The 23,931-nt window shown below is 50.8% G+C and carries 16 protein-coding genes and 2 riboswitches; of the genes, 6 read left to right on the top strand and 10 right to left on the bottom strand.

The features are described 5' to 3' along the window. Position 1: 1 nt before the first annotated feature. The 5 genes from LQ777_RS26590 to LQ777_RS26570 form a co-directional block, all read right to left on the bottom strand. Entirely contained in the window at positions 2 to 3,199 is a 3,198-nt protein-coding gene (locus LQ777_RS26590; protein WP_232563475.1) for an efflux RND transporter permease subunit, read from the bottom strand. A gap of 63 nt (positions 3,200 to 3,262) precedes the next feature. Further along, positions 3,263 to 4,435, bottom strand: a complete 1,173-nt coding sequence (locus tag LQ777_RS26585; protein WP_232563474.1) for an efflux RND transporter periplasmic adaptor subunit — start codon at positions 4,433 to 4,435, stop codon at positions 3,263 to 3,265. Between the two features lie 226 nt (positions 4,436 to 4,661). After that, positions 4,662 to 4,922 (bottom strand): hypothetical protein, encoded by a 261-nt coding sequence (locus LQ777_RS26580; RefSeq protein ID WP_232563473.1) that lies wholly within the window; start codon positions 4,920 to 4,922, stop codon positions 4,662 to 4,664. A 180-nt stretch (positions 4,923 to 5,102) separates the two neighbouring features. Next, a complete protein-coding gene (locus LQ777_RS26575) occupies positions 5,103 to 6,257 on the bottom strand; it encodes an acyltransferase family protein (protein WP_232563472.1) in 1,155 nt (384 codons plus the stop codon). A 265-nt stretch (positions 6,258 to 6,522) separates the two neighbouring features. After that, positions 6,523 to 6,867, bottom strand: coding sequence for a nuclear transport factor 2 family protein (locus LQ777_RS26570; RefSeq protein WP_232563471.1), 345 nt, complete (start codon positions 6,865 to 6,867; stop codon positions 6,523 to 6,525). Positions 6,868 to 7,308: 441 nt separating this feature from the next. Between LQ777_RS26570 and LQ777_RS26565 the strand changes: the two genes are divergently transcribed. The 3 genes from LQ777_RS26565 (at position 7,309) to LQ777_RS26555 (ending at position 9,950) form a co-directional block, all read left to right on the top strand. Continuing rightward, on the top strand, positions 7,309 to 7,887 hold the full coding sequence (locus LQ777_RS26565; protein WP_232563470.1) for a cupin domain-containing protein: 579 nt from the start codon (positions 7,309 to 7,311) through the stop codon (positions 7,885 to 7,887). A 109-nt stretch (positions 7,888 to 7,996) separates the two neighbouring features. After that, positions 7,997 to 9,022: a sensor histidine kinase gene (locus tag LQ777_RS26560; protein ID WP_232563469.1), complete on the top strand. Its 1,026-nt coding sequence runs from the start codon at positions 7,997 to 7,999 to the stop codon at positions 9,020 to 9,022. A 151-nt stretch (positions 9,023 to 9,173) separates the two neighbouring features. Then, positions 9,174 to 9,950 (top strand): LytR/AlgR family response regulator transcription factor, encoded by a 777-nt coding sequence (locus tag LQ777_RS26555; protein ID WP_232563468.1) that lies wholly within the window; start codon positions 9,174 to 9,176, stop codon positions 9,948 to 9,950. 68 nt (positions 9,951 to 10,018) lie between these two features. On the opposite strand, the gene LQ777_RS26550 is transcribed toward LQ777_RS26555, so the two are convergent. Together LQ777_RS26550 and LQ777_RS26545 are read right to left on the bottom strand one after the other, a co-directional pair. Next, on the bottom strand, positions 10,019 to 12,166 hold the full coding sequence (locus LQ777_RS26550; protein WP_232563467.1) for an alpha-L-rhamnosidase-related protein: 2,148 nt from the start codon (positions 12,164 to 12,166) through the stop codon (positions 10,019 to 10,021). A 168-nt stretch (positions 12,167 to 12,334) separates the two neighbouring features. After that, entirely contained in the window at positions 12,335 to 13,183 is an 849-nt protein-coding gene (locus tag LQ777_RS26545; protein WP_232563466.1) for a helix-turn-helix domain-containing protein, read from the bottom strand. Positions 13,184 to 13,301: 118 nt separating this feature from the next. Between LQ777_RS26545 and LQ777_RS26540 the strand changes: the two genes are divergently transcribed. Then, a complete protein-coding gene (locus LQ777_RS26540; protein WP_232563465.1) occupies positions 13,302 to 14,234 on the top strand; it encodes an NAD-dependent epimerase/dehydratase family protein in 933 nt (310 codons plus the stop codon). A gap of 399 nt (positions 14,235 to 14,633) precedes the next feature. Here the strand turns inward: LQ777_RS26540 and LQ777_RS26535 are convergent, their stop codons facing one another. From LQ777_RS26535 to LQ777_RS26525, 3 genes are all read right to left on the bottom strand, one after another. Beyond that, positions 14,634 to 16,853: a TonB-dependent receptor plug domain-containing protein gene (locus LQ777_RS26535; RefSeq protein ID WP_232563464.1), complete on the bottom strand. Its 2,220-nt coding sequence runs from the start codon at positions 16,851 to 16,853 to the stop codon at positions 14,634 to 14,636. Positions 16,854 to 16,893: 40 nt separating this feature from the next. Further along, complete coding sequence (locus LQ777_RS26530) at positions 16,894 to 17,529, bottom strand: cytochrome c biogenesis protein CcdA (RefSeq protein ID WP_232563463.1); 636 nt, start codon at positions 17,527 to 17,529, stop codon at positions 16,894 to 16,896. Positions 17,530 to 17,646: 117 nt separating this feature from the next. After that, positions 17,647 to 17,853, bottom strand: a riboswitch (cobalamin riboswitch). A 45-nt stretch (positions 17,854 to 17,898) separates the two neighbouring features. After that, positions 17,899 to 18,101: riboswitch (cobalamin riboswitch) on the top strand. Further along, positions 18,064 to 18,270, bottom strand: a complete 207-nt coding sequence (locus LQ777_RS26525; RefSeq protein ID WP_232563462.1) for a hypothetical protein — start codon at positions 18,268 to 18,270, stop codon at positions 18,064 to 18,066. Its footprint overlaps the riboswitch before it by 38 nt. On the opposite strand from LQ777_RS26525, the gene LQ777_RS26520 reads away from it, so the two are divergent. Next, positions 18,260 to 19,630 carry a cobyrinic acid a,c-diamide synthase CobB gene (locus tag LQ777_RS26520; RefSeq protein WP_232563461.1) on the top strand — a complete coding sequence of 457 codons (1,371 nt, stop codon included), beginning with the start codon at positions 18,260 to 18,262 and terminating at the stop codon, positions 19,628 to 19,630. The two genes, LQ777_RS26525 and LQ777_RS26520, sit on opposite strands and share 11 nt — an antisense overlap. Before the next feature lie 5 nt (positions 19,631 to 19,635). Then, a complete protein-coding gene (cobN, locus tag LQ777_RS26515) occupies positions 19,636 to 23,925 on the top strand; it encodes a cobaltochelatase subunit CobN (RefSeq protein ID WP_232563460.1) in 4,290 nt (1,429 codons plus the stop codon). The last annotated feature ends 6 nt before the right edge of the window (positions 23,926 to 23,931 follow it).

Here is a 23,931-nt window from a genome sequence, read left to right as displayed (position 1 = left end):
ATTAATTACGATTTAGCGGACTATCGGCAAAGGCTTCTTCGGCCAGCGCCTTCCGTTCCTCGTCGGTTTTAGGCCGACGAATCTTCTCTTGAAGTCCCTGAAAAATGACGAATAAGACGGGGATGATAAAGAGGCCAAACAGAACCCCTGTCAACATTCCCCCTGCCGTTCCTATACTGATCGAGTGATTTCCTTTAGCCGAAGCACCCGTTGCACCCATAAGCGGGATGAGCCCGACAATAAAGGCAAACGAAGTCATCAGGATCGGGCGCAGCCGCAACCGCGATGCTTCCAAAGCCGACGCCAATAAGCCCATACCCGTCTGCCGTCGCTGCACCGCGTATTCGACAATCAGAATGGCGTTTTTGGCTAAAAGCCCGATGAGCATAATCAAACCGACCTGCACATAGATGTTGTTATCGATTCCGGCCAGATTGATGAACAGAAAAACGCCCAGAATCCCCGTCGGAATAGACAGCAGGACGGCCCAGGGCAGAATGTAGCTCTCGTACTGCGCTGCCAGCAGGAAATACACAAACACGAGACTAAGTCCGAAGATTAAACCCGACTGGCCACCCGCTGCAATTTCTTCCCGCGTCATCCCGGTCCATTCGTACGTGTACCCGACCGGTAGTTTTTGTTTCGCAACTTCTTCTACTGCCCGAATCGCATCCCCTGAACTATAACCCGGTTTAGCCATTCCGTTGATAGCGACCGATGTGAAAAGATTGTTTCGGGTAACGGCTTCGGGTCCGTACACACGCTTAAGCGTCACAAACGTCGTCATCGGAACCATCTGTCCCGTCGCATTTTTGACATAAATGCTGTTCAGCGAGGACGGATCAGCCCGATACGGAGCGTCAGCCTGAGCAATAACCCGATAAAACTTGCCAAAGCGGTTGAAATCCGACGCAAACGTACTCCCGTAATACACCTGCATCGTTTGCATGATGTCGCTGGTTGAAACGCCTAGTTGCTTCGCTTTCTTTACGTCCAGTTCCAGTTCAAACTGCGGGGTACCCGTGTCGAATGTCGTAAAGGCAGCGGCAATTTCGGGCCGCTTTTGGATTTCCTCAATAAACGCGTTGGCTGTAGCACTCAGCTTATTCAGCTTCCCGCCTGTTCGGTCCTGCAATAACAATTCAAACCCATCGACATTGCTAAAGCCCGGTACAGTTGGCATGGTAAATACGTCTACCCGCCCTTCTTCAACACCAGCAACCTGCTTGCTTACGGCATCAACGACCTGCTGTAAATCCTTCACCGCTCCCCGCTCTGCGTATGGCTTCATTTTAACGAATCCGGCTGCATACGACGGGCTCGCCGAGTTCGCAATCATGTTGAAGCCACTAATTTCAATGTGCTGTTCAACGGCTTGGGTCTTATGCAGAATACCTTCGATTTTATCCGCAACTTTCTGCGTGCGCTGTAACGAAGCCCCCGCCGGTAGCTTCAGCGAATAAGCGATAAAGCCCTGGTCTTCGGATGGGATAAAACCCGTTGGGGTTGTGCGCATGAACCAGACCGCTACCGCTGTCACTAACGCCAGACCGCTTAAGCCGACCCACTTGTGGCGAATCAAAAACCGTAGTCCACCAACGTAGCGATTCGTCAGCGATGTAAATCCGGCGTTGAAGCCCGCAAAAAAGCGGTCTAAAAATCCTTTCTTCGAATGACCATTGTGCGCTGCACCGTCAACGTGATGCGAATTTTTGAGTAGCAATGCGCACAGTGCCGGACTCAGCGTTAGGGCGTTAACCGCCGAGATCAGGATGGCTATTGCAAGCGTAAAGGCAAATTGCTTGTAGAACACCCCGGCAGGACCGTTCATGAAACCAACCGGAACGAATACCGCAGCCATTACCAACGTGATAGAGATAATGGCACCCGAAATTTCCTGCATGGAATGCAACGTAGCGACCCGCGCCGACTGGCGGCTTTTCTCCATCTTAGTGTGAACCGCTTCTACCACCACAATGGCATCATCAACCACAATCCCAATCGCCAGTACGAGTGCGAATAATGTCAGCAGATTGATCGTAAAGCCGAACAGCTGCATGAAAAAGAACGTACCGACAATGGCGACCGGCACCGCAATCGCCGGAATAAGCGTGGACCGAAAATCCTGTAAAAACAGGAACACCACGATAAACACGAGCACAAATGCTTCGAGCAGCGTATGCGTAACCTGATCGATGGATTCGTCGAGGAAGGTTTTGGTACTATACCCGATGGTGTAATTAATTCCCTTCGGAAACGCTCCTTTGGCCTTATCCATGATCGCTAGAATAGCAACCTGAATATCATTGGCGTTAGAACCCGCCATCTGGTTGATCGCAATACCCACACTTGGCCGACCGTTTACTTTTGTATCGCCACTGTAGGTAAACGAACCAAATTCAATCCGGGCTACGTCCTTTAGCTGAATAGCCGATCCATCGGCATTCGCTTTGAGGATAATATTTTCGTACTGTTCCGGCTGGCTAAGTTTGCCTTTGTATTTGATAACGTACTCAAACGATTCCCGACTGTTTTCACCGATTTTACCGGGAGCCGCTTCCAGGTTCTGTTCCCGAATCGCTCCGAGCACTTCCTGGGGAGAAAGGCCATAAGCCACCAATCGATCCGGTTTTAGCCAGATTCGCATGGAATAGTCTTTCACCCCGAACACCATCACTTGTCCGACACCGTTCACCCGCTGTAACTCTGGGATCAGGTTGATCTTGGCGTAGTTCTGCAAAAACGTTTCGTCGTATACGTCCTCATCACTGTTCAGGTTGAGGATCATAATCATACTGTTCTGTTGCTTTTGCGTCGAAATCCCCGCCTGGATGACTTCGGCGGGTAAAAGACTCGTGGCTTTGGCTACCCGGTTCTGTACGTTTACAGCCGCCAGATCGGGATTAGTGCCGAGTTTAAAGTAAATGTTGACTGCTACTGACCCATCATTACCCGACGACGATGTCATGTACGTCATATTTTCAACCCCATTAATGGCCTCTTCGAGGGGGGTAGCGACGGAGCGGGCAACCACCTCGGCATTAGCGCCGGGGTACGAAGCCGCAACCTGCACGCTTGGCGGGGCAATTTCGGGGAATTGCGTGACGGGCAGCGTGACCAAAGAAATGACACCCAATATGACCAGCAGAATCGAAATGACCGTAGCCAGTACCGGACGTTCAATGAATGTTTTAAGCATGGTTTTGCCAGAAGCGCTCCAATCGGGCAAAGCCGATCAGAACGATGAATTTCGTTGAAGTAATTACAGTTCGCGGGACGTTGTCAGGCTATCGACAGCAACAAGGCGGGGGGTAATGGCATCCCCATCGCGAAGCCGATCCAGCCCTTGCTGTACAATGCGCTCGCCGGGTTTTACACCTTTGGTAATCAGGTAAAAGTTACCGCTTTTTCCGGCTATTTGAAGTGGTTTACTCACCACTTTGTTGCTATCGGCAACGGCAAAAACAAAAACCCGATCCTGACGTTCGAAGGTCGCTTCCTGAGGTATAACCACCGCCGATGGATGCGGCTCAGGGATGCGGACCCGCCCACTGATGCCAGATCGTAACAGCCCTTGTGAATTGGGGAAAACGGCCCGGAAACTGATGGCTCCCATCGTTTTGTCAAACTGACCCGATACCATCTCAATCCGACCGTGCTGAGCATAGGCTTTGCCATCAGCAAGCACCAGTTCAACAGGCGGCAGCTTACGAATCTTATCGGCCAGACTACCACCGGACGCCTGTTGGGTAAACCGAAGGAAGTCAACTTCGCCCATTGAGAAGTACGCGTATATTTCGTGTACATCAGATACGGTCGTCAGAGGCTGTAACTCGGCTCGTCCGACCAGGCTGCCGACTTTGTAAGGCAGACGACCAATAAAACCACTAGCGGGTGCGGTGATTAGTGTACGGCTGAGGTTGACATTGGCGTTACCCACCATTGACTGGGCTTGTGCGACATTCGCTTTAGCCGCTGCGTAAGCCGATTGCGCGGCTTTGAGCTGAACATCCGAAACGACGTTATTTTCGACCAAAGGCGTTAGTCGAGCTACTTCCAGAGCAGCTTTATCCAGGTTTGCTTTGGCGGCCAACAAGCTGGCATCCGCATTACCGACTTGCTCGCGGTACGTACGGGTATCGATGCGAAACAACGGCTGTCCTTTGCGGACGGTAGCCCCTTCATCAACATAAATTTTTTCTAGGTAGCCTTCAACCTGCGGACGAATATCTACGTTGACCCGGCCTTCGAGCGTGGCCGAGAACTCCTGATACGTTGTGACTGATGCTGTTTTGACTTGAACGACGGGCAATGTGGGAATCTCGGTCGCCGTTGATGCTTCGTTGGTCGATGATCCGCAACCAAACTGAATAAGAGTAAAAGAGAGTGCTAAACAGCGGGGAAGAAGTTTGTTATTCGTAGAGAGGAATTGCATGGGATTGAAGATGCAGTAGTTTTAAACGAACAGCAATCCCAGCCAAACTATTCCTAGTTCATTAAAAAATAATTAATTTATAAGATAACTACTTATCTATCAGATTATTAATTTTCAAACAGCGAGTTTTATAGGAACTGATCAGGCCCGTGAACCTCTGTGTGTCATAGCAACTGACGAGCATTTATCACTCAAAGTACCCCGTTCATTAAAAGGCTACTTATGATCAGCGTGGCTCTACATAAGTCGAGTCGGGACTAAAGTAGATAGGTGGAGCCTTCGGCTGTTTTTCCGTTTTCCAATCTGAATTGGGGGCCGCTAAACCTGAATTTACCAGATCGATTAACTCTTCAAGAAACTGGCCTTCCTGATGATGAAACGTCTTACTCGCTTCACCACTACTATCTTTCTGTCCCTGTGCTTCAACCAAACGCCAGCGCTCGATTAGTTTACTGGCGACTGTCTGTAATAGCTGTTGCTGACCCATGATCGAACTATTTAATTACATCAAACCGATTTGAAGTAGGTAACTACATTAGTGGTGCATTTTGTTATCCAAACAACGAACAGTACGCTGTAACTAACTGATTCTCAAACGAGCAGTAAGTTATATTTTATTCAATGAGAAGCGACGGGAACAGTTAACAGAGCTGGTCTTTAATAAAGGCTATTTTCCTACTCGCAACAGGCGCTTCGTTAAAAACTTGCGCACGGGTTCGTCGTATAGTTTTAAGCACAAGTAAGCCAATAGAATAGAGCCAACAACAAGGGCTATAGCGCCGGGAAGCGATTGCTCGAATGTGAGGTTTTCGTTTTTAACCCAGGCGTAATACAAATAGATAAACGGGTAATGGACCATGTACAGCGGATAAGAGATATCCCCTAAAAACTTACACAGTCGGGTTGATAGCTGGTCTGTAGTTGTTCCTGAAGCCCCCAGATAAACCAGCGTAGGAAAGATTATAATAACACAGATTGCATCGTATAAACCGTTCATCCACAACTGTTCGCTGCCACCGATTCGAGGAATGGTTGATAGAATAATGATCGATAAACCACCGATCCAGAATGCTCCTTTTACGTGGACAGGTTTAAACACGCGAGATAACAACAACCCCGCCGAGAACGAAAACAATAGACGCAAAGAACCACCGAGTATGTTGTCCCCCGTTAATGAGAACCCAACGCATATATCGCCGTAAGGTCCCCAAATAGAAAATGCGGCTAACCCGATACCGGCCAGTGCAACCAGTACAGCAAGCGCTTTGGTGGAAAGTTTACGGATAATGAACGCGTAGAGGATGTTGCCGATGTACTCAAAAAACAAAGACCAGCTCGGACCATTCAGCGGGAACATTTCGCCAACACCCCTAATTTCAAAGCCGGGAGTTGCCGGGATTAGGCAAGCATTTATAAGGGTTGCTACCAACAGCGTAGGCACCGATACTTTTGACACGTCCCAGGCAGCGCAGCCCTGGAAGTAAAACATAACGGCTCCGATAATGGCCCCCATCACGACCATCGGATGCAAGCGAATAAACCGACGTTTCATGAAGTCGTTTACCGTCATGGTTTCCCAGCGGTCATCGTAGGCGTAGCCGACTACAAAGCCCGACAGAATAAAAAAGAAATCAACAGCCAGATAGCCGTGATTGATTCTTTGGTCTAAATGACTGGTTGCAAAGGCTTCAAATAAGTGAAAACAAACAACGGTTATTGCCGCTACGCCACGTAATCCATCAAGGATGTTGTAATGTGGTTTTGTATCCGCGAATGAAGCCGATGAAGTTTTACTTTTTGACGTTGAACGTAAATCCACCATAATTTACTAGAAGAGCCTACCCAAAAATGACCAAGCACAACGGCCACAAAACATCATTGTGTATTGGTTACAATTGTCCTTCTGTTTTAGTGCGGTAAAACAGAAGGACAAAAATACGGCGCAGCGTGTTCTGTTCCTGTCGGTCTTTACTTCATTATTCAACAAGGTCTACTCTAGTTTGCTTTCCACGGCTCAAAACAGTCCTTATTTCTAGCTACGAGATCGTTTGTCAGATTAGATTTGAAAATAGTGGTAGAACAGCTTATCAGTGTTCGATTGTCATTGTCCGCACTTTTCCGTTTTCAAAGCGATATACGTGATTGAGCTGCTCATCACTCATCACCTGGCCGTCCAGATCTTTAATTACTTGATGAACCAAGATCGCGATTTCTCCATCGGGTCTTGTTTCAAAGGAAAGCGGCTCTACCGAAGGATTGATTTGCTGCCATTGCCGGAGCCAGTAAGCGCGGACTTCATCATGGCCCGCTACATAGCCCCCCTCCCACCCGTTCGGCCAAGCGACATCGGTATGCAGATGAGCGAGAACCGCATCAATGTGACGGGCATTGAAATCCTGATAAAGCTGACGAAGAAGGGATTGATAATTCATAGCTTGACGAACCGTTTAGTGTTGGTATTCGAAGAGCCAAAGCTAAATCCTGTCCACCCCGGTCGAGCGTCGGCAGAAATTGAGATTTTAACAGATTTTCTTGAGATAGCCACAGCCAAATACGCACCTGATAATCGTGCGCACTAAACGAAAGCGATAACTACCACGAAAGGCAACCTGAATCCTACAAGATTTCCGCTTGCCGACTATCGGCTCAGCCAATTTGTTCATCAACTCTCAGCTTGGGCCGCAGCGTGTGTTTAGCCCGAATAGCAACAATTTGCTCAAAGCGGGGAAGTAAGCACTTCAGTAGGTCTAAGTACCGCTTCAGTAGTATCATCCTCGGTAATCGGCCTGGTCTCTGCGCAAATTTGTCCCATCAACGCCGGTTTCGAATAGCCGGTATTCGTTCAACCAGTCATTCAGTTAAACAACAAGCTCATGCAAACCGTAAAACAATCGGCAACGACCTTAACCGCTTCGCGCACCATCATCAACCCGATCCTCAAAGACGAAGTAATCTTTCTGGAAACAAGCCGCGAAAGCAATGGCTACCACACGTTAGTTGAAGTAACGCTTTCAGCGGGTGGGGGCAATCCGTTGCATTACCACGAAGATTTCTCGGAAGAATTTACTTGTCTGGAAGGTGAGTTAAGCATTCAGGTTGGCGACCAGATTATCCGCCTAAAACCGGGCGAATCGGCAACGGCACCTGCTTACAGCAAACATCGCTTCTTTAATCAAAGCGCTCAGTCGTGCCGCTTCCAGTGTCGGATTGCACCCGGCTGCCCCGGTTTTGAACAGACCCTTCAAATTACGTATGGCCTGGCCAGAGATGGGCAGTCAACCGCGCAGGGAATGCCTAAGAGCCTCTACGCCCTAGGCTATACGGTTATGATTAGTGGCACCTACCTGGTCGGATGGATGTCCGTGCTGCAACCTGTCTTGAACTGGTTAGGTCGCCGGGCGGTCAAGAAAGGAATTGCCGCCGAACTACAACGTCGTTACCTGACCGTCTAGCAGTTTGTACAAGCAGGTTTGACGTTCAGCTTCCCCCGTTGACCTGCTTGTTTTTCGCTTGATTCGCTCCCGCCATCGTTTATCTTTGGATTAGCTTAATTCCTCGTCTATGAAACAGTGGGCTACGTTTGACCGCTATAATTTTCTCATCTATTTACTGACTTACCCCGCTGTTATTATTTCCAATTACATCATTTTTGGGCCGCTTTACTTTCAGGATAAATCGCTGTTCATTGACAGTACGATTATTATCAATATCTGGGGAGCAGTCATCTTTGTCGTGCTCACGTTATGGATGAATTACATGCGTTATTGCTACGGAGCACCCGATCAGTTCGGCCAGCGACTTCTGTACTCCATGCTCATGTACGTCGGCTTCATGATGTCCGCGATTCTAATCCTTTATTGGCTCTACGAACAGTTGGGGTATCCGTACAAACCCGAAACCATTCCCTGGGTACTGATGATCGGCTTTGTTACGAACGTTATATCGGCGGGCTCGCACGAATCCATTTACACCTACAATCAATTACGCCAAAGCACCGAGCGGGAGTACAAACTCAAGCAGTTGCACATGCAGCAACAGATGGATGTGCTCAAACAGCAGGTTAACCCACATTTTCTGTTTAACAGCCTGAATTCATTAATCACGTTGATTGGAGAAGATCCAAAGCAGGCCGAAACGTTTACCGAAGAGTTGAGTTCTGTGTACCGATATGTGTTGCGGGCCAGTGAACAAAACTTAACCGATCTCGCGACGGAACTATCCTTTATTCATTCGTACGTTCACCTGCTCCAGACTCGATACGGCAGTGGTTTTCAACTGTCGATTGAGGTAGACAAGCGGTTCCAATCGTACCAAATTCCTCCGCTCACCCTACAATTACTCGTCGAAAATGCCGTCAAACATAACATCGTTATGAAGAGTAAGCCGCTGACGGTTCAGATTCAAACCGACAGCTTGGCCAATCTACACGTTCGCAATAATATTCAGCGAAAAAGACAAGGTGTTATGTCAACGGGCGTCGGTTTAGCAAACATTCTGTCGAAATACGAAATGCTGGGTCAGCCGATGCCTTCGGTGCGGGAAGAAACCAATCAGTTTGTCGTAGCTCTGCCCTTAATTCCGGTTTAGCCTATTGTGTTGCATCTGGTTTCAGGTCAGTAGCGGGCTATACCGTTTCAGTCGCGTTTTTGGGGTGTTGATACAATGTCGCGCTGGGTGCATTGTACGGTCTGGCTAGTTTCGTGAATCGACTCACCCAATTCTTAGCCCAGACAATTTTATGAATGTCCTTATCATAGAAGATGAAGAATTAGCGGCCCTCCGACTGACTAAACTGCTGGCCGAATTAGCGCCCGATATACAAATCGTCAATGTAACGTCCAGTATAGAAACATCGGTAGAATACCTTCAAACAAAACCGTCCCTTGATTTGATCTTCATGGACATTGAACTGGCGGATGGGCAAAGCTTCGAAATTTTCGAACAAACGTCGATTTCGACCCCCGTCATCTTTACAACCTCCTACGACGAATATGCGATTAAAGCGTTTAAGGTCAACAGCATCGATTACCTGCTAAAACCCATCAAACAGCCCGAACTGGCCGCCAGTTTACACAAATACCAGCTTCTCAACCGCCAGCCCGAAATACCAACCATTCAGGTCGTTGCTATTGATTCTCTTGTCGAACAGTTGCGCCGACAAAATGAGCCTGCCGAGTACCGGCGTCGTTTTCTGGTGCGGCACCTGTCGCAGTGGCTTCCCATCGAAGTGGGCGAGATTGCGTTTTTTCACTCGGAAGACCGGGTCACTTTGTTTCGCACCTTCAGAGGCCAAAAATATTCACTGGATTACACACTGGACGAGCTGGATTCAATGCTTGACCCTACCCTGTTTTTCCGGGCTAACCGACAGTTTATTGTTCACGTAAACGCGGTACAGCAAATTCACGCTTATTTTAATCACAAGCTCAAACTTACGCTCAACCCTTGCCCCGCTGAAGAGGTTCTAGTAAGCCGGGAACGAGCCACCGACTTTAAAAAATGGATGGGCAAATAAGTCACCGTAAACAGCGCTTATTTACCCATCAATACATCAACCTGAATTGCTTACAAAAAGCTGAATTTTTAAGGTAGCGAGTAAGAGACAATGTAATTTTTACCCGCTTCCAACGCCATTTCAAAGGTTTGTTTTCCTTTACTGATTAGCTGACCTTCTTTGCAGGCAGGCTTTTTAGCACTTTTGAAACGGAGCAGTCCTTTCCCTCCTACCGTGTTTACTTTGATCTGTCGCGTGTTGACCGATACCGCAATATCGCCCTGGGGTGTTGGCACTTTACCTTCTATCCATTGCAGACCGCCCAAATTTGGCTCGATCACGTAATTAGCGTATCCGGGCTGCACCGGTTTTACACCCAGATAATACTTACCCAGCAAATAAAGTGGGCTGGCTCCCCAGGCATGGCACAGGCTTTTCCCGAACGGACGACCGTACATGGCGTAACGGGCAGCCCCTTTTTCTTTCGGATCATACGCTTCCCAAAACGTAGTAGCACCCTCCTGGAGCATCCCCCCCCAATAGTCTTTTATTTCTTTCGTTACGTAGGCTTGCTGACCAATTTCGGCCAGGGCCGCCAACTCATAGAACCGCATGTACGGTGTCGTGATTTTCTGCACCTTGTCGTTCATCAATACGTTTTTGGTAACAGCATTTACCTTGGTGGAATCGAGATAGCCAAACATTGTGGCAAACATGTTGGCATAGCGGGTAACCTGCCGGTTTACCTGCCCATCTTTCCGACTGTGGATAAACGCCTGCTGATTAGGGTCCCAGAATGTGTCTAGAATTTTTGTTTTCAGATCAGTGGCAAGCTGACCATACGAAGCGGCCTTTTCGGTATCGTTCATGAGCGAAGCACAAAGCGCCATCGTTTCGAGACTTCTGGCAAACAATAGCTGCTCAGCACTCAACTCGCCTTCCTTCGTCATGGGTGCCCAGTCCAGAAAGACCCAATCACCGGGCAACCCTTCCAGCATACCATTGTTGTTTCTGCGCTTCAGCACAAAGTCCATCAGAGTAACCATGCGCGGATAGATGGTTTTAAGGAACGCTTCATCGCCGGTATACTGGTAGTAGTCGTAGATCCCCGTAAACCAGTACAGCGAGTAATCCAGAATGGTGTTGATGTGGGATTCTACCGGTTCGGCTCCACGCAGCGCCCAGGTAGTTCGCTTCACGGATTCATTGTCGAAAAACGAGTAGTAATTCATCAGGTAAGACTGTACAGCATCACCCGACCAGACCCAATGGTCACGTTTGATACCGTCGAGAAAGAACTCCCGCGTGTTCAGTTCGAGGGTACGAATCGATACATCCCATATCTTGTTTAGTTGCTCGTCGGAGCTTTTAAAGGTTCCGCGCTGAGCAAGCGGCAGGTACTCGTATAACATGGACACATCGGCAAACTGAATGCCCGGCTCATGAACGATGTTGACAAAGCGAAACGCCCGTGCATTGCTGGCCGTAAAATTAGTTGAGTTACTGTTTATCGTGTAATGATCAAGAATTTCGCAGGAATCAACCGACAACGCTTCTTCCTGCGACTCGCCGAAATAGAGCGATAATTTACCGCTACCCGTCAATCCTTTTAACTGAACAAAGCCAATCGTTTCCTGACCAAAATCGACTAAAACCGATTGCGCATTACGCTTTATGGACGTAGCCTTTACTTCTTTCGTCGGTAAGCTGTATCGGGAAGGAAGCTTCTCGGGACCGTCGAAGTTCCAGCTACCTGCATACCCATTGGTTGCCTTACCGGGCATGTTGTCCGCCGAATTGTTATGAACAACTTCTACTGTCCAGGTGGGATCGGAGTAAATCGTTTTTCCCTGTACGTAGATCGATGGTGGGCTAACCTGATTATACACCTGAAAGTTGATGCTATGCTTTCCAGCAGGCAGTGTAATCCGACGAATATCGCTTTGCACGTATTTCCCGTCAATCGTTACGTTGTACTGCCCTTCGACCGCTACCGTAATTTCCTCAGGCTGCGCCAGATTCAATTGTTTGGAAAAATTCACCACAATCTGATGGCTGTACAGTCGCCAGAAGGGCGGTATAAATGCATTCCGTTCGGTGCGTTTCGTCTGCATTTTATTGCTCAGCCAGATTTCAAAATCGCCCGGATACCAAATCCAGGTCGCTCTGGACTGAGCGGCCAAATGAGTTGAACAAACAATAAATAGAATACAGCAAAGAATTAAACGGTTACGCATGGGCTATTTGGGCTTTTGTTTACACAATTGAGCGGTGGTAGATTCTACCTAGTCACACTACAAAGTGACGAACTAAACTATCTTACCGTTCAAGCCGTATAAAGTAGAGTCGTTGCGGTGTAGCACCGCTAACAACCATTTGACAAACAAGTAGCGTATCCGATGATTTTAGTAATATTTACCGGGTTGCGAAATGCAGATTTCCTGACTGGCCAGTTGCTGTAAAAACTCGGTGGGGCTAAGGCCCATAAATTGCTGAAAGTCCCGAATCAAATGGCTCTGATCGTGGTAGCCATGAACGAATACCAGATTGGCCCAATCGGGCGGGGCCGGGTACTGTGTGATCAGTTCGGTTACCATTTTTTTGAAACGCAGAAACCGAGCCAGTTCTTTGGCCGAAACCCCCAAGTTGGTCTGAAAGCGAAGTTGTACGGAACGGGTCGAAAGCTGACGCGTTTCGGCAATGACTTTCACTGGATCGATGGCTACGTTGTCGAACAATACGACTCCCTCCAGGATCGAGCGGGCATCCTCATCGGCGGGGGCCATATGCAGCAACAGGTAAGCATTCAGCAAATCGAGCCGGTCAGCCAGCGATGGCATTGCTTTTAACTGCGCCCACAACTCCGCAAAAGTTTCATCGTTCAGCCGCATTCCGATGTCGGCATCCGCTTCGCTTCGCAGTGAGTGAACAGGTTGACCAACCAGCCGATAAAAGCCATTAAGCGTAAAGACGACGACCATCATGTCTGCGTCGGGCGGGACGGTATACCGCAGAAGCTTGTTGAGTGGTCCCAAAACGGCAGACCGCTCAACAACCCAGGTATAATCAGCTGCCGACGCAGTTATTGCCGGACCGAAATTAACGATCAGCATCATTTCATAGTTGGGTACCAACTGCTTCTGGATCGTCGGTGCTTGCGCTGATTGGCGAATGCAATAGATGTGTCGCACTACGTCCGTCAGCCGCTCGTCGGGTAGGAGAACCTGTTCTATGTTTGCATCGTCCGTGTTCATACCAGCTTTAACGAATCGTCGGGTTATTGGGTTTCGGTTGCCCCTGTTTCGTTTTCGTACAATCCTCTGGGTATTGCCTCCACTACTTTTGACCTGTCAATCCACAAAAAATACGGTTATGGCTGTACATACTTTAGTGGGCGCTAATGGCACCATCGCCACCGCTCTTATTCCCATTCTGCAAGCAAACGGTGAAACGATCCGGCTGGTATCCCGCAACCCTAAGTCCGTAGCTGGAACCGAAACAATGGCGGCTAACGTGCTCGACCGAAACGCCTTGACACAAGCCGTAGCGGGTTCGAATGTGGTTTATCTACTCATCGGCATCGACTACAACGCGGATGTCTGGCAACGCGACTGGCCAATCATTATGCAAAATACCATTGCCGCCTGTCAGGCAACGAATGCTACGCTCATCTTTTTCGATGACGTATACATGTATGGTCGGGTAAATGGGCCTATCACGGAAGAAACGCCGTACCGACCTGTCAGCCGGAAGGGGAAGGTACGGGCGGAGGTGGCCCGCATCCTCGAACAGGCAATGAGCAAAGGACACATCCGGGCGGCTATTGCGCGGGCGGTAGACTTCTATGGACCAACGGTGACGGACAAAAGTGCGCCGGGTGTTTACGTGTTTAGCAATCTTAAAAAAGGCAGCCGGGCGCAATGGCCCATTAACGCCGATGTGCCTCGCTCGTTTAATTATGTCCCTGACGCGGCCAAAGCGCTTTATTTACTAGCGACGCATGAGAAAGCGTTAGGCCAGATCTGGCATTTGCCTACACCCCGAACGGCGCTAACGGGCCGGGAGTTTGTTCGAATAGCGGCTCGCGCTATGAACCGTCCGAATAAATTACTGGTGCTACCCAAGTGGTTGTTAAAGCTTATCGGCTGGTTTAATCCTTTCCTGAAAGAAGCGTACGAGATGAATTACCAAGATGAGTTTCCGTTCGAGTTCGACTCCTCAAAATTTGAGCGGGCGTTCAACTATACGCCGACGTCTTACGAAGCGGGTATTCAGGCCACCGCGTCATGGTTCACAAACCAATGAGGGCTGCGTATTCTTTTCGTGAATTGCCGCTACAGAGTAAGCTTTTAAAAACGTGAACAATGGCTCAGCTTCCGTTTAATCTTTTGATTATCAACGTTTTTTGTCATCCCAATACAGGACCGAGCCGCCGGAGCGGGGATCTTCGCTGAGAGCAGCCTATTCTAGCATCCGAAGATCTCTCCTGCCGCACCGGCGGATCGGTCGGGATGACAAAAACCATCTTTTAGTATTTTGATCGTTAGACACTTACGTATTATATCAACCCATTATTCACGTTTTAAAACGGTATACTTTCCAAACACAAAATCGGCACCGAAGCGTTTCGGTGCCGATGGACTACTGATCATCTACGCCATCAATCGCGTTTGGATCATCATTTTGCTAAATAACCGGGTAATGTTAGAACGCTAATGTATAGCGTAGCGAAATGGACCGACCGGGTAGGTTATACCCTCTTTTTTCGTAATAGTTCTCATCCGTCAGGTTTGCGATCTGTACACCAATGGTATGCTGTTTTGCTACTGTCATGGAGGCACTGACATCAATAACCAGATAAGCCGGGTAAACAATTTCAGGGTTGGCTGCGTCGGTAAAGTCGGTGTCTTTCCGATGACCAACATACCGTCCCAGCAACCGTGCCCGCAGTCCTTTGTAGGAGTTGTAATCCAGCCCAGCATTCCAGTTCTGTTTGGCTACGTTCATGATGTCCCGCTGCGTTACGGATCGATCCGTTCCAACGATGGTTTCGGTATACCGGAACATACTGGTGGCGTTGGCGAATAACTGTAATGAATACCGGTAGTTGCTCAGCGCACCAAAATCGTACGCTAGTTCATATTCGAGACCGCTGATTTCCGAATCGGCGGCATTCACGTACGTTGCACGCGCGACGATCACGTCGCCGTTGGTTTGCGCTTCATTGACCTGCGTTACGACCCGCGCAATCCGGTCTTTTACGTTTGTATGGAAATAGGTGACCCCAGCACTGAAACCGGTTGTCGGACGATTGAACGTCAATCCCGCGTCGTAGCTAACGCTGTTTTCATTGGTTAATCCCGAATTTCCAGTCGTAATGGTAATCTTACCCGCCGAGGTACGTGTTTCAGAATACCCGGCCACATTGAACGCATCGGGCGTAACAAAGGCCCGTCCTACTGTACCTTTTGCCTGTAAGCCCGGTAACAGACGCACAACGGCACCCAGGCTTGGGCTAACGAATGGAGTTGTTGCCTTACCCGGTTTAAACGTCGTCAGCAGGGGCGTTTCCTTTACGTCAAACGTGATGTTGTCGTATCGGATGCCTGGTTGCAGAATAAGTCGATCGTGGTAGACATGCAGCAGCCCCTGCGCGTAAAGAGCCGACGAGCGAATGGCATAATTAGGCTGTGATGGGGCCCGCTCCGTCGTGGCATCGGTCCAACTGCGCGATTGTGTACTGGCATCAAGGTAATCGTAGCCCACCGTCAGCGTGTGTGGCCCTAACTGCCAATTATCTTTTAGCTGTATGCCAACCCAACGATTCTCTGTGCTCGACGATTGATACGGCGTCACTGGTTTACCCGAAACGTTGGTCGTTTTGAAAAAGCTGTTTTCGCCAGAAGCAAACACCCGTAAAACGGGTTTGTGCGCGCCCACCTGACCACTGACCGCAACTTCGCCCGCCTGCCGGTCGGCATCTTTCAGGCTGGATTGGGTAGTTCCGTAGGTAATGTCACCGGGCGATTCAACATCCTTGGCAATAAATTTTTCGCCCCGCGCATCAACACGCCAATTGGTGCTGAGCTGGTAACCCACTCGTAATGCGCCCGAGTAATACGTTAGTTTGGTGTTTGGACGAACCTGCCCGTCATCTTTACGATCATCGATAGTTTCGGCGGGTTTGTTGCTGTAATTTTTTACAGCCTGATCGCCATCCAGCTTATCCCGAAAGAAATTGCCGTTGCCCAGTTTGTAATCCTGCGCCCGTTTGAAATAATTAAGCGACGCATCGAAATCGAGTCGTTTCGTCAGGTTACCACCGACATTTCCACCCGCCTGGTACGTCTGGAACGAACCGTATTCTGCAAAGGCGTTGCCGTGAACCGGTCCTTTCGAACGCCGGGTAATTACGTTGATGACTCCGCCCATCGCCTGCGAACCGTAGAGTGCCGAAGCCGGTCCTTTCAAAACCTCCACCCGTTCAGCGTTATTCAGCCCAATGGTTGACAGGTTCGTAGCACCCGCTGGACGGCCATCAATAAGCAAAAGGGTGCGTTGATTGAGTCCCGAAAACTGCGGTCTGAACCCACGAATACCAACGCCCGACGATAAACTAGGGTATTGAATAACATTGACAGACGCCAGTTTTTTGAGCAGATCGGTAACGTCCGTAGCGGGTGTCTGGTCGATGTCATGTCGGCTTAGCACCGTGATCTGCTGGGGAACCAAATCGCGTCGAACTTCCGAACGGGTAGCTGTAACGACGACTTCCGTAAGGTCCCGGTTGCGTACGGTGTCGGGGGGCGTTGACTGACTCCAGGCCGGACCAGCCAGCAGACATACGATACCACTTACTGAGCTACGGTTGATGACTTGGGCACTGATGCGTAAACGGGTACTTAAACGTAAAAATAGACTCACTTGACTATAAATTAGGGGTAGTTTAACGAGATGAAGCGGACTAAGGCTGGACAGATTCCCAGAGAGTAAATAAACCAATGGCAATGGAAAAGATACCCACGGCATAGTTGACAAGCCGGAGGGTTTGCCGCCACGTATCGACCACCCTTGTCAGCGAAAAGGCCAACAGATACCCGTAAATGGTCATGGCGACAATGATACCAGCGCTTTGTAACACGATAATCCAGACGGCGGTAGAAGCGTCACGGGCGGCCAGGGTCAGCGCAACGGTACAGGCACCTCCCGTACCGGCCAATCCATGAACCATGCCGACCCAGAACGAGCGGCTGAACGACGTGTTGGGAGACGCCTGAACGTGCTCGTGCGCTTGCTGATGATTCCGTCGGATGGCGACAATGCCCAGCCAGATCATCAACGGTCCAACGGCCAGTTCGACTTGTTCGGCAATATTCAGCGACAGCGCCGATTTGAACAACAGAATCAGGCAGGAAAAAAGAATCAGCGTGAACGAATGGCCCAGCGCCCAATGCGACGACCGCCAGATAACACGCCAAATATGGTATTTAGCTTGTTTGTTTTTTTCGGAGGCCAGTACCGATACGGCGGCCATGTGGTCGGGTTCAAAGGAGTGCTGAACACCGAGGAGAAGTGAATCCAGCAAAAGAGGATTGATCATGCGTCTGCGCTACTAAATGAACCATTGATTGGCCTGCGGAGAACGCACACAAAAAGCCGATGTACACCCGGAGGGGTGCCGCATAATGCTCTCTGTTGCTTTTCGTCCCGAAAGCATTCCAGCTATTTGTTCAAGGCAGGTCTTCTGGCTCGTTCCGTTCTGACGCCTTCCCATTCGCAGTCGAACAGTGGCTAATTAAGTCAGAACCTTTTTGTGAACTATACAGCAGCGGGGACTGCTCCGATTTACACCATCGAAACGGTGCGACGGATTCCCTTTTAAGCGCTTCCCAGTAGAAAGCACACCCGTAAACAGCCACAAAAGTATAAAATATACCGTACCTTTGATGAGAATACGTTAACTACTTCATTTCCCCAACAGGAAAAGGGTTCTGCTCACGGGCAGATCAAGAGGGAATCGGTCAGGCCACCCCGGTGGTGTCAATCCGAACTGTCGCGCAACTGTACGTAACGTTAAAAGTTGCTGCCCAACAATGTCCACTGGCCTTCCGGGCTGGGAAGGACGGCAGCAATGTTACAAGTCAGGAAACCTGCCCTTTTTCTTGCTGACAATGCTTTCGCGGTCTGAAGCACGGTCAAGCTTGGCGTACACTGTCGGCCCTTTTTTGGGTACCGGAATGATGGGTTTATTGTACCCATAGCCTGGCTGGCTGTCCCCCTCCCGTTCGCATGGCGAAATGCAGCCTGACGTTTTTTTAAACGGGTTGTCAATGGAACGCATGCCTGATCTAGACGAATTTTCGCATTTTTTGCTGGCAGCGCCATCCAGCGGTTCCGGCAAAACAACGCTGACGCTGGGATTGCTACGGGCACTTTCGGATCGGGGCCTGCGGGTACAGCCGTTCAAGTGCGGGCCTGACTACATCGACCCCTATCATCACCGAACGGCAGCCGGTACGGCAAGTATCAACCTGGATCTGTTCATGGCGTCGCCGGAGCACGTGACCGAGTCGTATCAACGCTATGCCAGCGGTGCCAACGTGGCCGTGACCGAAGGCGTGATGGGCTTGTTCGACGGCTCGAATCGAATGCAGGGCAGTAGCGCAGCACTGGCCGAATTGCTGACTATTCCCGTCGTGCTGGTCGTCAACGCCAAAGCAATGGCTTACTCGGTGGCTCCATTGCTGTACGGGTTCAAAAACTTTTACAAAGGCATCAACCTGGTCGGGGCGATCTTCAACTTTGTCGGATCAGAATCGCATTACCGCTTTCTGGCGGAGGCTTGTACGGACGTAGGCGTCGAAGCGCTGGGTTATCTACCGGCAAATCCCGAATTTACCATTCCGTCCCGACATCTTGGTCTGCATATCTCTACCGAAACGGATTACGAACGCATCATTCAGACTGTTGCCGACGCTATTCCAAAGACAATCGATGTAGACCGCTTACTAGCGATTACCCGCGCCCAACGGTCAGAACGCACCACAATGTCTACGGCAGAACCTGTATCGGACCGGCGCATCAGCGTAGCCCGCGACGAGGCATTTACGTTTGCTTACGAGCAGAACCTAGACGTACTCGCTCGCTTCGGTCGCGTTACATTTTTCAGCCCATTGCACGATACATCACTGCCCGAAACGAATTTTTTGTACCTCCCCGGCGGCTATCCGGAACTGTACGCGCAAACGCTGAGCGACAACGACACCATGCGGGAAAGCATTCGGGCCTACTGCCAATCAGGCGGATTAACGTACGCCGAATGTGGTGGTCTCATGTACCTCGGTCAAGGCATTGAAGATAAACAGGGCGCAGTTTTTCCAATGGTGGGAGCCTTACCGCTAACCACGTCTATGCGTACAGCGAAACTGACGCTTGGTTACCGCCGAGTGGACTGGAATGGATTGGCGCTGAACGGACACGAATTTCATTACTCAACGTTACAGAAATCAGTTTCTTCTGATTCACTCGCAACGATCACGAATGCGAAAGGGATTCCGGTCGAAACCAAATTGTACCGGGTCAGCAACACCTTCGCTTCGTACGTGCATCTATACTGGGGCAACAACCCGGCATTTATTCATCAACTTTTATCGGCATCTCTGGTCGATAAAAACAGAGTAATCACCGCCCTGGCGGACTAATCCTTATGGCTGACATCAAACGCCAGCGAGTAACCCGATCCGACGGTAAAGCCATAAACTTGGTTCAGCGCCGGGGGCACTTATCGTATTGCTACAACGCCTGCTGCTGCGGTCGCACCGACCGGGGGTACGCGGCCATTCCGGTCGAATTGTACAAAAGCGAGTGGATGCGTCGGAAGATTCGCAACGTCGTTCACATGACCAAAGGCGGGTGCCTCGGCCCCTGCACGCTGGCTAATGTGGTCACGCTGCTCTTCGACGGGCATTCGGTGTGGTTTCATTCCGTTAATAGCGACTGGCAGATCATCGCCATTTTCGATTACATCGACAGCATGATTGCCGCCGACGGGTTTCTGGCCCCACCGGCTGAGCTGTCGGAATACGTTTTCCAATTTTACACCTGGAAAGGCTCTGAAGTAGCTACCCAACTCGGCCAGACGGCAACGCCAACCGGCGGCATCGTGTTCCTGACTCACGCCGACACCGACCTGCTGACAATGAACCGGGTCTTGCAGGAATTACCGGACGATTTTCCGAAAACGTCGGGGATCAGTCTGCTGGCGATCAAGAGCGAAGCGCAGATGGCTCAACTGCTCGACCGGGAGATCGGGGCCGCTCAGATCATTGTCCTGCGTATTCACGGTCGGCCAAGCAGTGTTCCCGGCTTTAGTGAGTTGGTACGTCGGGCTAAAGAAAAAGGGCAGCATCTGATCGTCATTAGCGGTACGGGCGAGTTGAACCCTGATTTTGCTGCTGTTTCGACGGTTTCACCTGCTATTCTGCACGAAACGCTGGCGTATGTACAAGCCGGAGGCTACCAGAATTTTACGTCCCTGCTTTACTTCTTATCCGATCACCTGCTGATGACGGGCTTCGGGGCCGATGCCCCCGTCCAGCTACCTGAACACGGCATTTATCATCCTGATCTACCCGAACAGGCCAATCTATCAGACTGGGTACAGCAGCATAATCCGGATCGGCCTACGGTGGGCATTACGTTTTACCGGTCGCACTGGCTTAGCGGCAACACGGCTTTTGTGGATGCACTCGTTCGGTCGTTGGAAGACAAAGGCCTGAACGCACTGCCGATCTTTACGTCGTCGCTTAAAGCGATTGACCCGGCTACCAACGCCCCATTCGCGTTCAGCTACTTCCAGGCCGAGCACGGCGGCATTGCCATTGACAATCTGATCAATACCATCTCGTACGCGATGACCGATGTTCGCCCGGCGGACGAGGAAGCGGATTCAGGGCGAGCGCTGGCCCAGCTCAACGTGCCCATTTTTCAGGCTATTACGCCGGGAATGGCCCGTGGTCCTTGGGAGTCGTCAAGCCGGGGGCTCAATCCGCTGGATACGGCCATGAACGTAGCGATTCCTGAGTTTGACGGACGGATCATTACGGTTCCGGTTTCGTTCAAAGAGAAAGAGCGGCATGCCAAAGGCTACGTTCCGCTGGATGATCGGGTAGAGCGCGTAACGGGGCTGGCCCTGCGTTTTTCGCGACTGCGGAATCTGCCGAACGCCCAGAAAAAGATCGCTTTTATTTTCACAAATTCAAATACGAAAGCCTCGCAGATCGGTAATGCCGTTGGCCTGGATGCACCGGCTTCGTTGATGAATATCCTGTACGCGATGCAAGCGGAAGGCTATCAGATCGGCGAACTACCCGCAACGGGAACGGAGCTGATTCACCAGCTCATCGACCGTTGTGCGTACGACGAAACGTATCTGACCCCGGAGCAACTCGCCCATGCTGCCGGTCGGGTGTCATCTGCGCGTTATCAGGAATGGTATGCTCAGTTGCCCGAAGCGCTGCGCAAAAAAATGGAGAAGCAGTGGGGACCGCCCCCCGGCGAAACCTATGTTCACAACGGACACATTGCGTTGGCGGGTCTGGATTTGGGTAATGCGTTCGTTGCGTTGCAACCGCCCCGTGGCTACGGCATGGACCCCGATGCCATCTATCACCAGCCCGATTTACCGCCTACTCATCACTATTACGCTCTGTACCGCTGGCTCCGCGACGACTGGCGGGCCGACGCCATTGTGCACGTCGGCAAACATGGTACATTGGAGTGGCTACCGGGAAAAGGAATCGGGCTGTCGGCCAATTGTTTTCCTGATGCATTTCTGGGCGATCTGCCGCTTTTCTATCCGTTCATTATCAACGACCCCGGCGAAGGATCACAGGCCAAACGGCGCGCTCATGCCGTCGTGATCGATCACCTGACGCCCCCCATGACCTCCGCCGACAGTTACGGAGAACTGGCTCAGCTGACGCAGTTGGTCGATGAATATTATCAGGTTGAAACAATGGACCCGGCCAAGCTCCCACTGTTGCAACGGCAGATCTGGACGCTCATCAAACAAACGAACCTAGACGCCGATCTGTCGGCCATGCTCAGCCGCGACCACGGCGATCACAAGCACGATTGGGACGATGAAATGACGCCCGAAGGTGTGCCAGTCAGTCTAACCGAAATGGACGGAAAAGATGTTGCGCACCTGATCGAAGACATTGACGGTTACCTGTGTGAGTTGGGAGCGGCTCAGATTCGGAACGGTCTACACACGCTGGGCGAAATGCCGACGGGTGACGCCCTGGTCGATATGTTGCAATCGCTTACCCGGCTACCGAACGCCACGACGCCTAGTTTACCCGCCGAATTAGCGCAGCTTTTCAACTGGAACCTGAACACATTACAAGCGAATAAAGGTGCGCGACTTCAATCTGTTTCGATGGCATTTACGAAACTAGCCGGACGCCCCGTGATCACCCATTCGGATGCGCTGGAAGTCCTTGACGAACTGGCCAACCACTTGTTTCGGGTGACTCAACAGTACCGATTCCACCCTGATCGCATCGACCAAGTGCTATTCGAGACGTTTAACGAATCGCCAGCTCAAGCTAAGTTTGACGGCATTCGGCAGGTATTGCGTTACGTATGCAGTCGGCTAATGCCCAATCTGGCGCGTACCGACGAAGAGATTGCTAACCTATTGCATGGGTTATCCGGCGGGTATGTTCCGGCAGGGCCAAGTGGCGCACCAACGCGGGGGATGGCGCATATTTTGCCGACGGGCCGTAATTTCTACGCTGTCGATCCACGAGCGTTACCATCGCAGGCAGCCTGGGAAGTAGGTCAACAACTCGCCCGCGAAGTGCTTGACCGGCACTGGAAAGAAACCGGAACGTATCCCGAAAGTGTGGGTATCAGCATCTGGGGGACGAGCGCCATGCGGACCAGTGGCGACGACGTAGCCGAAGTAATGGCCTTGCTCGGCGTCCGCCCGATCTGGCAGGTCGAAAGTCGGCGAGTGACAACCGTGGAAATAATGTCGCTCGACGAGCTGGGCCGCCCCCGAATCGACGTCACGACCCGAATCAGCGGCTTTTTCCGGGATGCTTTCCCAAATTTGATTGAGTTGTTGGACGAAGCGGTTCAGCGCGTCATTGCCTTGGATGAACCGCTCGACCAGAACTTCGTCCGTAAGCACTATCTAGCTGATTTAGCCGGACTAAGCGACCAGGATATGCCCCTCGAAGAAGCTGAAGAGCGAGCTAGTTACCGAATCTTTGGGGCCGCGCCCGGTAGCTATGGAGCAGGTATTCTGCCGCTCATCAACGAAAAAAATTGGCGCGCCGACGCTGATTTTGCTCAGGCTTACGTCAACTGGGGCGGGTATGCCTATTCGAAAACCGCGCAGGGTGTCGACGCGCGTACCGAGTTCAGACAGCGGTTGTCAGGTGTGGAGGTAGCGCTTCACAATCAGGATAATCGCGAACATGACATTTTTGACAGTGACGATTACCTACAATTTCACGGCGGCATGATTGCCACGATCCGCAGCCTGACGGGGCAACAGCCGAAACACTATTTTGGCGATTCACAGAACCCCGCCCAGCCGGTTGTGCGCGACTTGAAAGAAGAAGCATTACGCGTTTTCCGGTCGCGGGTCGTCAATCCGAAATGGCTGGAAAGCATCAAGCGACACGGTTACAAGGGTGGTTTGGAGCTGACCGCTACGGTAGACTATTTGTTTGGCTATGATGCCACCGCGCAGGTTGTCGATGACTGGATGTACGAGCAGGTGGGCGAAACCTACGCTCTGGACCCCGCCATGCAGCAGTTCTTTGCTGAAAGCAACCCGTGGGCTTTGAACGCCATCGCCGAACGGTTGCTCGAAGCCGCTCAGCGGGGCATGTGGGCGAACCCATCCCCCGATATGTTACAGGCCTTGCAGGAGGTGTACCTGAAAAGCGAAAGCATGCTTGAAATACGCAGCGAATAACCAGCA

The organism is Spirosoma oryzicola (assembly GCF_021233055.1).
Taxonomy (GTDB): Bacteria; Bacteroidota; Bacteroidia; order Cytophagales; family Spirosomataceae; genus Spirosoma; species Spirosoma oryzicola.
This window is presented reverse-complemented; position numbering and strand designations above follow the sequence as displayed.